The organism is Bartonella sp. W8167 (assembly GCF_016100335.1).
GTDB lineage: Bacteria > Pseudomonadota > Alphaproteobacteria > Rhizobiales > Rhizobiaceae > Bartonella > Bartonella apis.
On sequence record NZ_JACFSQ010000001.1, the window covers coordinates 250,374 to 261,635 of the forward strand.

8 protein-coding genes are annotated in these 11,262 nt (G+C 48.5%); 2 read left to right on the forward strand and 6 right to left on the reverse strand.

Features of this window, described 5'->3' with window-relative positions:
* Positions 1–285: 285 nt before the first annotated feature.
* The 4 genes from H3V12_RS00905 to H3V12_RS00920 form a co-directional block, all read right to left on the reverse strand.
* Entirely contained in the window at positions 286–2,412 is a 2,127-nt protein-coding gene (locus tag H3V12_RS00905; protein ID WP_198212137.1) for a glutamine amidotransferase, read from the reverse strand.
* The gene (locus H3V12_RS00910; RefSeq protein WP_198212139.1) at positions 2,409–5,243 is read right to left on the reverse strand and encodes a DUF4159 domain-containing protein; all 2,835 of its coding nucleotides are present in this window, start codon (positions 5,241–5,243) and stop codon (positions 2,409–2,411) included. The genes H3V12_RS00905 and H3V12_RS00910 overlap by 4 nt, the downstream gene beginning before the upstream one ends.
* A 2-nt stretch (positions 5,244–5,245) precedes the next feature.
* The gene (locus tag H3V12_RS00915; protein ID WP_198212141.1) at positions 5,246–6,151 is read right to left on the reverse strand and encodes a DUF58 domain-containing protein; all 906 of its coding nucleotides are present in this window, start codon (positions 6,149–6,151) and stop codon (positions 5,246–5,248) included.
* A 79-nt stretch (positions 6,152–6,230) separates the two neighbouring features.
* Positions 6,231–7,328: a MoxR family ATPase gene (locus H3V12_RS00920; RefSeq protein WP_246787458.1), complete on the reverse strand. Its 1,098-nt coding sequence runs from the start codon at positions 7,326–7,328 to the stop codon at positions 6,231–6,233.
* 176 nt (positions 7,329–7,504) lie between these two features.
* Between H3V12_RS00920 and H3V12_RS00925 the strand changes: the two genes are divergently transcribed.
* Together H3V12_RS00925 and H3V12_RS00930 are read left to right on the forward strand one after the other, a co-directional pair.
* Positions 7,505–8,155: a CoA pyrophosphatase gene (locus H3V12_RS00925; RefSeq protein ID WP_198212143.1), complete on the forward strand. Its 651-nt coding sequence runs from the start codon at positions 7,505–7,507 to the stop codon at positions 8,153–8,155.
* Positions 8,152–9,405 (forward strand): CCA tRNA nucleotidyltransferase, encoded by a 1,254-nt coding sequence (locus tag H3V12_RS00930; protein ID WP_343211702.1) that lies wholly within the window; start codon positions 8,152–8,154, stop codon positions 9,403–9,405. Before H3V12_RS00925 ends, H3V12_RS00930 begins: the two co-directional genes overlap by 4 nt.
* A gap of 226 nt (positions 9,406–9,631) precedes the next feature.
* Here H3V12_RS00930 and hemF read toward each other — a convergent pair whose 3' ends face one another.
* Complete coding sequence (hemF, locus tag H3V12_RS00935; RefSeq protein WP_075914131.1) at positions 9,632–10,546, reverse strand: oxygen-dependent coproporphyrinogen oxidase; 915 nt, start codon at positions 10,544–10,546, stop codon at positions 9,632–9,634.
* Positions 10,547–10,624: 78 nt separating this feature from the next.
* Entirely contained in the window at positions 10,625–11,110 is a 486-nt protein-coding gene (locus H3V12_RS00940; RefSeq protein ID WP_198212147.1) for a tRNA (cytidine(34)-2'-O)-methyltransferase, read from the reverse strand.
* Between the last annotated feature and the right edge of the window lie 152 nt (positions 11,111–11,262).

The following is an 11,262-nucleotide window of genomic DNA, read 5'->3' on the forward strand; positions in this document are numbered from 1 at the left end:
TTTAAGAGACATGGAAATTCAAAGTTGTGTTTCTATTTGACCTTGTGAAAAACGTTTTCTTGGCCTCGACTATTTTGACCTTGATTAAAAGAGCAAATTTTCGAGAGATCTTGCTTTCATTTGATCGTTAGAAAAAGGCATTATTTGCAACTATAACGCGTGATTATTCAAAAAGCATAAGAGCAATTTTTAATTGCCTTGTCCGTCGAGGCCATGGCGTAGGTTTTAAAAATCATTGCCTCAAGTTTTATCAGGCCGACGAGAGAAGGCGGGTGGGATGAGCCCCTAGCGGCCTTCTCTATACCAGAGACTTGCGAGCAAAAGCAGCGAAGCGACAAGTGCCAGAACTCCATTAAAGAGCGGGAAGGCAGATGTGTTGGTAAGCCTCGTTTCAGTCGGCGCATTGAGCAAAATGCGGTTTTGCTTATTTGCGGGTTCAATGCTTTTACCATTTATAATGTCGATGGCGGGAAGTTTGATTGTGGCACCCGCTTTTTGGTGAAGCCGCGTGATTGCGCCGCCGGTTGCTTCGGCAAGGGGAGAAAGCTTTTCGCCTGTCGAAATCAATTCGGCATATTCGGGCGAGTTGATCGGGCCAATATGTGTCAAAGCTTCCTTGTCGCCATTTTTTACCTTGAACAATCCGGTTTCATCCGTGTCGAGGTTTGCTTCAAACACGCCCGGCTCGACTTTATTCAAAGTAACGTCGACAGTTTTTCCGGAGGGAAAATAGACTTTTGCAATTTCCGGTTTGTCAGCCATAGTTTGGCGGCGAATGGTAAGGCGGTTTTCTTCACCCGATGCTGTCAGCGCTTCTTCCTCAAGCTCCGGTTCTTTCATCAACCAATGGGCCATGCGTCTATAAAGCGCAGCATAGGGGCCACCACCTTCAAAACCGCGTGCCCATAGCCAGCCTTCATCCGATAGCAACATACCAACGCGTCCCTTTCCCATATGGGAAAGCAACATGAGCGGGCGGTTATCCGCACCATTCATGACAACAGTGCTTTTCGAGGTGTCCTGGACAGCAAGCTGGCGTAACCAGCGCCCCCAATTGCCTTTTACCGCATCTTGCGTTTTGGAAGATTCGTCTTTTGCCGTCACGCCAGTGAGCCCGCGTGTAACAGGGTGGCGCATTCCGGCTTTGGTAACGGCCGGAGTAAACGGTTTTTCTATCACCTCGCCGCTTGGCAATGCCGGTAAAACGCTCAACAGTGGTGTGCGGGCAAGAGAATTTTCACCGGCAAATTCAGGCCCCGTTGCCATCAACAGTGCACCGCCATTTTTCACATATTGGGCGACATAGTCGTAATAGATCAAAGGCAATACATTATAGTGCTGGTAACGGTCGAAAATTACCAGATCAAAATCGTTGATTTTGTCGACAAAAAGTTCGGTCGTCGGAAAGACAATCAGGGAAAGCTGGCTTAGCGGCGTATTGTCGGCTTTTTCCGGCGGGCGCAAAATTGTGAAATGCACAAGGTCGATACTGGGGTCGCTTTTTAACAGGTCGCGCCATGTGCGTTCGCCATTATGCGGTTCCCCCGAGACAAGGAGAACGCGCAAATTTTCGCGCACGCCGTCAATAATTGTAACCGCCGCATTGTTGACATTGGTAAGCTCGCCTTCAAGCGGAGATGTTGAAACTTCGACAATGTTCTTTCCCGCATGAGGAAGCGTAATTTCGGTTTCAATTTCCCTGTTTGTTTCTTGGGCTTGATGGAGAACAACATTGCCGTTGACTTTAAGTTCCACCATTGCCTTATCGGCGGAAGAGGGGACCTTCCCTTTATCGTCTATTTCAAACCTGATTTTGAACGGTTTGTTGGTAATTCCGAAACGCGGCGGATCGACAAACCTGATCTGCCGGTCATATTCGTCGGGTTCACCTGTTATCAGTGCATTGACAGGTTTTTCACCCGACGTATTGGCATTTGCCGCCTCTATGTCGTGGACTTGTCCGTCAGTAATCAGGATTGTGCCGGCATAACGGGCAGGAGGTACATCGGAAATTGCCTCGTTTAACGGTGTGAACAGTCTTGTTTCACTACCGTTACTATTGTCGGAAACGGTTTTTGTATCAATATAACGCGGTTCGAATTCCGGATGTTTTGAAAATTCTTGTTTTAAGGCTTCGAGTGCCTCTTCGCTATCTTTGGTGCGGTTGCCGAAATTCTGGCTCTGGCTCTTGTCCACCACCACGCCGACAATGCTTGTTAGTGGCTCTCTTTGTTCTTCGACCATGACAGGGTTGAGGAGGGCAAGTGCAAGAACCGCAAGCGCAAGGGCTCGCAAAATTGCACCGCGTTTGCGCAAAACAACTGCCACAACGACAAATAAAAATGCCACGCCGATCAGTGCGAGACTTGATGTCCAGGATAAAAACGGTTCAAACGCAAGTGACTGGTTCATTGTGATTTTTCCTGTCCCAAACGTTCAAGAAGTGCCGGCACGTGCACCTGATCGGCTTTGTAGTTTCCGGTAAGAATATACATAACAATATTGAGCCCCCCGCGGAAGGCCCAGACGCGTTGCATTTCATCATCGGGGACAAGCGGATATTTCCATGCGCCTTTGCCATCATGTGCCCAGGCACCGGCAAAATCATTGGCGGTGATAAGAATCGAGCTTACGCCATCGCCTGCATGGATCGGGCGTTTGTCGTTGCCGCCGAGCGACGATGATAGAATCCACAAAGGCGAGCCCCTGTAACGACCGGGAAAATCCGGCATAATGAAAAACGAGCGCGAGATCACATGGTCGGGCGGGGCCTGTTCGAGTTCGGGAATGTTGAGACCATTGAGAATATCGCGCAGGCGCTGGTTATTGGCGGTGGTTTTACCACTCAAATCCATGCCGGTTTCAATCTGGTCATGGGTGTCAAACAAAACTGTGCCGCCCTGACGCATATAAGTGTTGATTTTGTCGATGGCTTTTTGTGTCGGCATTGGCGAATTTGCGTCGACCGGCCAATAGATGAGTGGATAAAAGGCAAGCTCATCCTTATCAAGATCAAGACCGGCAACGGGACCCGGATCAATTGTGGTACGCGTTTGGAGAAATTGGCTCAACGCTTCAAGACCGGTTTTGCTTGTGTCATCAATTTCATCAAGGCCGGTTATGACGTAAGCAAGGCGGGTTTTGCCTGCTGATTGCACCATGGCCGCATCATTGGCAGAAAGCTTTTCGGCAAAGACCGGTTTGGAAACGAACATTTGGCCGATCGCAAAAAGAACTGTTGCGGCAAGAGCAAGAACAAGAAATTTGCCTTTGCTAAAGCGCAAGCCCGATTTCGGGTTAAACAGTCTCGAAGCACCGAGCGTGACAAGCGTATCAAGTGCAAAAAGCGCAATAGCAATTGCCAAAAGCGGACCGGTCAGGTGTTTTTCAACATCATCCGAATAGTCCATCAAACGTACTTTTTCGGCAAAAATTTCGGTTTCAAGCGGCATGAAACTGTCTTCTTTATCAAGGAGATTAACCGCATAGAGATTGTCTTTCTGCCCATAAAAACCGGGGGGATGGTTGAAAGAGGGGAGAGCTTCCGTTTTATCATTCAAAGTAAGCGGAGAAACTGTCGAGGGTGCGGGAACAAGTTCGCCGTTTATATCAATCACCTGCCAGGGTTCACGCGCGATATTTTCATCGTTTTTCTTGGCACTGTTGTCGTCACCGGTATGACCGCCGGTTTCTGTAAGTCGCTGCATCATATCGACAAAAAAGCCGGAAAGCGGCAGCGTTGACCATGTCGGATCGGCTGAAGTATGAATAAAAATCAACATACCTTTACCGCGCGCGCGAGCGGTAACAAGAGGCGTGCCGTCGGCAAGACTGAGCCATGTATGATCAAAAAGTTCGGGGCTTGGTTCGGCGAGAATTTGCCGCGAAACAGTAACATCCTCCGGATAGGCAAGATCGGCAAAAATGCCTTTTTTCGGCAAAGGCGCAAGTTTTTGTGGTGTTGCCCAAGACATCACCCCGCCCAATTGCCTCTCACCATGGCGCAATTTTACCGGCAGCAATATGTCTTCATTATCGTTGCTTGCAAGATTTTGACCGGCAAAGCGGATAAGCGCGCCACCGTCTTCGACAAATCGGTTCAGTTTTTGCTGTGCCGCTTCGGGCATATTGACAACATCACCCAGAATAATTGTCGATGGATGCTGGAGCGTTAGTTTATTTATAGCCTCGTCGAAACTGGCGCTATTGACCGCAACAATATCGACATGTCCCTGAAGGGCTTTATCGACATAATAAAGCGGCGATAGCAAGGGTTGTGTCAATTCGTTTAAAGAAGGGGCAACCATTCCCACCCGATAGACGTGGTTTCTCGTATCGGAAAGGAATGTGCTTGCGACGTCCTGTTGGCCGTTTACTTTGATTGCAGCGATATCGTTTTTCATTTCAAGCGGTAAATTGAAAGCCGAAACAGTCGAGGTTTCTCCGTCTTCAAAACGGGCTTCGGTGTCTGCAATCATCCGCCCTTCACGGTCAAAGGCGCCAAGAGAGTGAATTTTTTCACTATCCGCTTTTCCACGCACAAGGTCGACAGACAATGACCCGCTTTCGTTCTTGGCTGATGTTATACCGACAAGGTTTGAAATGCTTCCCTCATAAAGCAAGATATTGCTTTCGGCATTGGCCAGAAGTTTGTGAAACGCCTCGCCATCTTCAAGCATGCGCAATCCGTCCGACAGATAGGCAATATCGGCTTTTTCGCCCTTAAGCGCGGCTTCAAGCCGCTTGATGACAGATAACCGGTGGGTGGGTAAGGGGAGCGGGCGCATTGTGTAAATGCGTTTTGTTGCTTCTTCGCTATTGAGAGGGCGGATATCCTGATTGTCATTGTCGGCAGTCGCCGCAATGTAGATTGTCTTTTTTGCCGCTTCCGCCTGTTTTACAAGATCAAGTGCAGCATTGAAGCGTTTTTCCCAGTCGTGAACCGATGACCAGCCATTATCAATAACAACAACAAGGGGGGCATTGCCTTTCAAAACAGTTGTTGACGGACGCCAGATCGGGTCGGCAAAGGCAAAAATAACAATCGCCACCATGAAAAGGCGCAACAAAAGCAACCACCATGGCGTGCGGTTCGGTGTCTCCTGTTTATTGGCAATTTTTAACAAAAGCTGAAGCGGCGGAAATTTTTCCTCCGTCGGTGCCGGTGGTGTGACATGAAGAAGCCACCAGATTGCCGGTAGAGCAATCAGAAAAAGCAGGAGAAACGGTGCAGCAAAGCCCATGCCTATCCTCTCCTGTAACCGGAAGCCTGACCGATCATGGTGGCAAGCGCCAGAATGACTGAACTCGGTTTTTTGTCGGTTGGCGCAACATGATAGCTTGCACCGGTGTTTTTAGCGAGATCGGCCAAACTCTGGCGGCGCGCTTTATAACTCAGCAAATAAGCGTCGTGAAATGTTTCTGCACGCCCTGCAAGGAAACGCTTGTGGCTTTCCGGATCAATGAATTCGACCCGTCCATGATAGGGAAAACGTTCTTCGGCAGGGTCGCAGACTTCGACAAAATGTGCAGTGACATTGGCGCTTGCAAGTTTTGCAAAATTTCCGGCAATTTTTACCGGATCATCCAGAAAATCGCTTAATATGATGATATGCGAATGGCGGCTTACGTCCGGAAAATTGCCGAATGTCAATTGCGTTTTGAGCGTTGTAAAGTTGAGTGCCATTTCCTCGGCAGCATTGCGCGAGCGTGTCGGTGCCATGAGACCGGGCACGGCGACACGTTCGCCGGAGCGGGCAAAAAGCTCACAAAGGGTCAGCGCCATCAGCATGGCATAACTATCCTTGGGCATGTCGGAAAAGCGCGATTGATAGTGCATGGATGGTGATTGGTCAGGCAATATCCACACGGTTTGAGCTGCAGCCCATTCCTGATCGCGAAGATAGATATGATCGTCGCGCGCCGAACGGCGCCAGTCAATGCGTGAAACCGGTTCGCCTTCCACATAGGGACGGAACTGCCAGAAATTATCGCCGTTGCCGCGTTTTTTTCTGCCATGATAGCCGCTCATCAGTGTATTGGCGATGTGGCGGGCCTCGACAAGCAGATCAGGCAATCTCGCTGACTGGATGCGGGCTTTCACCGCAAGGTCGGTAGGTGCTTCCACATTGATGTCGCGAGCAATAGCCATTATTTGTTTTCGCTGTCCGTTCTTTTCGGGGGGGGTAATGTGTCCCGCTATCTTCTATTCCTGTTATTCGATGTTCCCGCTAATCGATGTTTTTAACAAGATCGTCGATCACTTCAAAAATTGTAAGCCCGTCGGCACGTGCTGTGAAGTTCAAGGCCATACGGTGTTGTAAAATCGGAAGTGCCAGCGCTTTGACATCATCAACCGAAGGGGCGAGCCTTCCCTGATAAAGCGCGCGTGCCCTTGTGCACAGGGAAAGCGCCTGCGAGGCACGTGGCCCCGGCCCCCAGGCAATATGCTTTTTGGCATGCTCGTTATCGGCATCGGGACGGGCAGAACGCACCAGTTTCAAAATGGCATTGACGACATTTTCGGAAATCGGCATTTGCCGTACCATGTTCTGAATGACTTTTAGTTTTTTGCCATCAAGCACCGGATTGACAGTTTCTTGTCCTGCACCGGTTGTTTCGATGATAATGCGCCGTTCGGTATCAATATCGGGGTAATCGACATTGATCTGCATCAGAAAACGGTCAAGCTGGGCTTCCGGAAGCGGATAGGTTCCTTCCTGTTCAAGCGGGTTCTGTGTTGCAAGCACATGAAAGGGGCTCGGCAAATCATATTGTTCACCGGCAACCGTGACATGATATTCCTGCATGGCCTGTAAAAGTGCCGATTGGGTTCTGGGTGAGGCACGGTTGATTTCATCAGCCATCAAAAGCTGGGTAAACACCGGACCCTTTATGTAACGGAAAGAACGTTTGCCGCTTTTGTCGGTGTCCATGACTTCCGAACCGATAATATCGGAGGGCATCAGGTCGGGGGTAAACTGGATGCGTTTTTCATCCAGTCCCAAAACAGTGCCCAATGTTTCGACAAGGCGGGTTTTTGCAAGCCCCGGCACACCGACAAGGAGTGCGTGCCCGCCGGAAAGAATGGCAATAATGCTGTTTTCGACAACATCGCTTTGACCAAAAACCACTTTGTCGATGGTGGCGCGCAAAGTTTTAAAAAGCTTTCCGACATTGTCAAAATCGGCGACTATCTCTGCCGCATCTTCAGTTGCAGTCTTTTTTGCTGCAACCGGTTTTGGAGCTACTTTCTTTCGAGGCTTGAGGGCGGATGCGCCTGTTTTATTCTTTTCCAGCCCGGCTGTTGTTTTAGAAGCGCTTCTCATGGCTTTTCCCCAGAACTTTTTGGCTACGTGACCAAATGCGATTGACGGTGAGAGAATTTGTCACCACCTTCATCTCTGAACAATGACTATTTCAAGGCTTGTAACAGAAAAATAACAGAAATGAAGCGTTTAAACGGTCCTCACCGACAATTTGAAGAAAAGGTTTTTTAAAATTGGTGGCCGAAAGCATAGCAATTCAAATTGCTGACATTGTCAAAAAATTCAATGAACCGGAAATTCTTTCGCCGGCACCAGAGGCTTTGAACGGCGATCAAAACTTGAACCGGCTATTTTCAAATTCGCGTATTCTGCGCCAAAAATCCGATCGCCCGTCATGGCAGCGCTCGGCTGTCCTTATCGGCATTATTGAAAAGTCGAATGTCCCGCATCTCGTTTTGACGAGACGAACATCGAAACTTCATAACCATGCAGGCCAAATAGCTTTTCCCGGTGGCAAAAGAGAAAATCAGGATAAAAGCGACGAGATGACCGCACTGCGCGAGGCGCGCGAAGAAATCGGCCTTCAACCGGATTATTTTACAAAACTCGGTGAACTTTGCTTCCATTATACTTCGACAGGATTCGAGATCCGTCCGGTAGTTGGTTTAATCGGGCAAAGGGCACAATTTGTTAAAAATGATAATGAGGTTGATGAAATATTTACTGTTCAGTTATCTTTTGTGCTTGATTTGAAAAATTATGTGATCGTTTCAAAGACGGCTGGCGCTGAAATGCGGAGCTTTTATGCACTTTCCTACGAGAACCATTATATATGGGGTGCGACGGCTGCAATGATTCGTTCGCTCGCAGAAAGGTTATCCCGGTGACTACGCTTAATATCGCCAAAAAAGCCTTGTGGCTTCACGATGAGGGGCTGCAAAAACTGCTTCATTGTCTTTCGGAAAATGGCGAGGAAGCGCGCGTGGTCGGCGGTGCTGTGCGCAACCAGCTTTTGGGCTATCCGGTAAACGACATTGATATTGCAACAACCTGTGTGCCCGATGAAATTATCAAACGGGCTAGCGAAAATGGCTTCAAAGCCGTGCCTACAGGTTATGAACACGGCACAATCACGGTGGTGGTCAAGGACCACTCCTACGAGGTGACGGCACTTCGAGCCGATATCGAACCCGACGGGCGTCGGGCAAAGGTCATATTCGGCCGCGACTGGAAAACTGATGCTAAAAGGCGCGATTTCACAATCAATGCCATTTATGCCGATGCCAACGGTAAAATTTATGATGATGTCAACGGGCTTGCCGACATTGAAACCGAGACATTGCGTTTTATTGGCACGGCCGAGGAGCGTATTCGCGAGGATTATTTGCGCATTTTAAGGTTTTTCCGCCTTTATGCTTGGGTTGGTAAGGGGCGTCCCGATGCCGAGGCTATCAAAGCATGTGCACGCCTAAAAGATGGACTTTTGCAATTATCTGCCGAACGCGTGTGGTCGGAAGTAAAAAAAATGCTTTCCGCTCCCGACCCGACGCGGGCGCTTTTATGGATGCGGCAAGCTGCGATTTTGGGAATTATTCTTCCTGAAACAGAAAAATGGGGAATTGATGCATTCCGCCCGCTGATTGAAACCGAACGTGTTATGAGGCTTCCGCCCGACCCGTTATTGCGGCTTTTTTCCATTGTGCCGCGCGATGAAGTGCGTTTGAAAAAAATGGCCGAACGCTTGCGTTTTTCCAAGTTGGAAAAAACGCGATTGATGGATTTTGCCCGTATTTCTCCGATCAAATACAATTCTTCTGACATCGAAATTAAAAAGCTTGTCTACCATCATGGCAAACAGGCCGTTCTTGATGAATTGACATTGGCGCTTTCCAATGCACGTGCCCATGCTTTGAGTAATGATAATGCACTTGTCGAGGCCAGCCATTATACACGGCTTAGAAAATTGACCGAGCAATATGATATTCCGGTTTTTCCTTTAACAGGAAAGGATCTGTTACCTCTTGGCATTACCGAGGGGCCGGCCATCGGCCACAAACTTAAAGCGCTGGAAAAACGTTGGGTGGAAAGCGGCTTTTTACTGGACCGGAAAGCGCTCCTTGATTTGGCAACGGCCTGACCGGCTATTGCGCAATTGTCATGAAGCTTGCTTTCACGCTTGACGTGATGACAAGCTTTTTCAAGCTTGTCATTTGTCTTACAACCTTAGCGCGGGTTCGGGTTTTTGTTTGTTGAAATGATTAAAGCCATTTAGAGTTTTTGTTTGGTTAAATGCCTAAAGCCATTTCGGGTTTTTATTTTGTTAAATGACTAAAGCCATTTCTGGTTTTTGTTTTGTTAAATGACTAAAGCCATTTAACGGTCGGCGGCAGGGAAGAGAGAATACTTTCGATATTTCCGCCGGTTTTGAGCCCGAAAATGGTGCCCCTGTCGTAAATAAGGTTGAATTCGACGTAGCGGCCACGCTGGACAAGCTGGGCATTTCTTTGTTTTTCCGTCCATGGCTTATTGAAATTTTCACGCACGATAGAAGGATAAACAATGTCGAAAGCGCGTCCGACATCCTGCGTAAAGCTGAAATCGGCTTCCCAGCCGCCAGCTTCTTTGCTGCTGTGGAGCCAATCGTAAAATATGCCGCCAACGCCACGCGGTTCTTTGCGGTGTTTTAAATAAAAATATTCGTCGCACCATTTTTTGAATTTCGGATAATCGGCAACCGTGGGGTGGCGTTCACAGACATATTGGAACGCCTTATGGAAAGTTTGAGTATCAACATCCGACTGGGTGCGCCGCTCGGCAAGCATCGGCGTCAAATCGGCACCACCGCCAAACCATTGGCGGGTTGTAACGATCATACGTGTATTGAAATGGACTGTCGGTACATGCGGGCTTTGCGGATGCACAATAAGCGAGATGCCACTTGCCCAGAAACGCGGATCATCTTCCGCACCGGGAATTTCTCTTCTGAATTCGGGCGAAAATTCACCATAAATGGTTGATGTTTGCACAGCCGCTTTTTCAAAAACCCGCCCCTTCAACACCGACATGACACCGCCGCCATTCATGCCACCAGGTTTTTCCCAAGGTGTTCTGACAAATGATCCGGCAGAAAAATTGGAAAATTGGCCGGTCAGTTCCCTTTCAAGTTTTTCCAGTGAATTACAAATTCTATCACGTAATGATTGGAACCACTCTTCTGCCCGTTTTTTCTTGTCTTCGAGATCGGAAGGCATGTCATCGGGAATATCTCTATTCGTCATAATCCGTCTTAAATCTGTAAACTCGTTTAGAATAACTCTAGAAAAGAGATAAGGGGTGAAGACTGCTTTGTCTACCTCTTAATCACGAGATGACAAATTAACCACCTCATGCCGCGTTAGTTGGCGCAATGCTTCGCTGATGCCGATCGCAACACTGACCGCAAGGTTGAGAGAACGCGCAACTTTGACCATTGGAATCGTCACTTCGGCGTTCACCGTTTCATGGACATAATCGGGTGCACCGGCTGATTCCCGCCCGAAAAGAAGCACATCATTGTCTTGAAAAGAAAAATCGGTATAGGGAGCATCCGTCTTGGTGGTAAAAAGGATAAGACGGCGGTTTTTGGCCTTTTGCTCTACCAGAAAATGCTGCCAGTCAATGTGCCGCTTCAATGTTGCAATTTCGAGATAATCCATGCCCGCACGTTTCAAATGGCGGTCGGAAAGGTCAAAACCTGCCGGTTCGATAATGTCGACAGGTACGCCGAAACAGGCGCCCAAGCGCAAAATCGTTCCGGTGTTTCCGGCAATATCAGGCTGGAAAAGTGCAATATGAAGTGTCATGCCTGTTGAATAGGCTTGTCACCACGCTGTTGTAAAGGGGAGGGCAAGCAAAACGTGAACGAATCTATCAACCCTCAAAAATTTGGACTTCCCGTCGATTTGTTTTCTTTTGCGCATCATCTTTCTTTGCAAATTGTCTTCCGTCGCGAAGC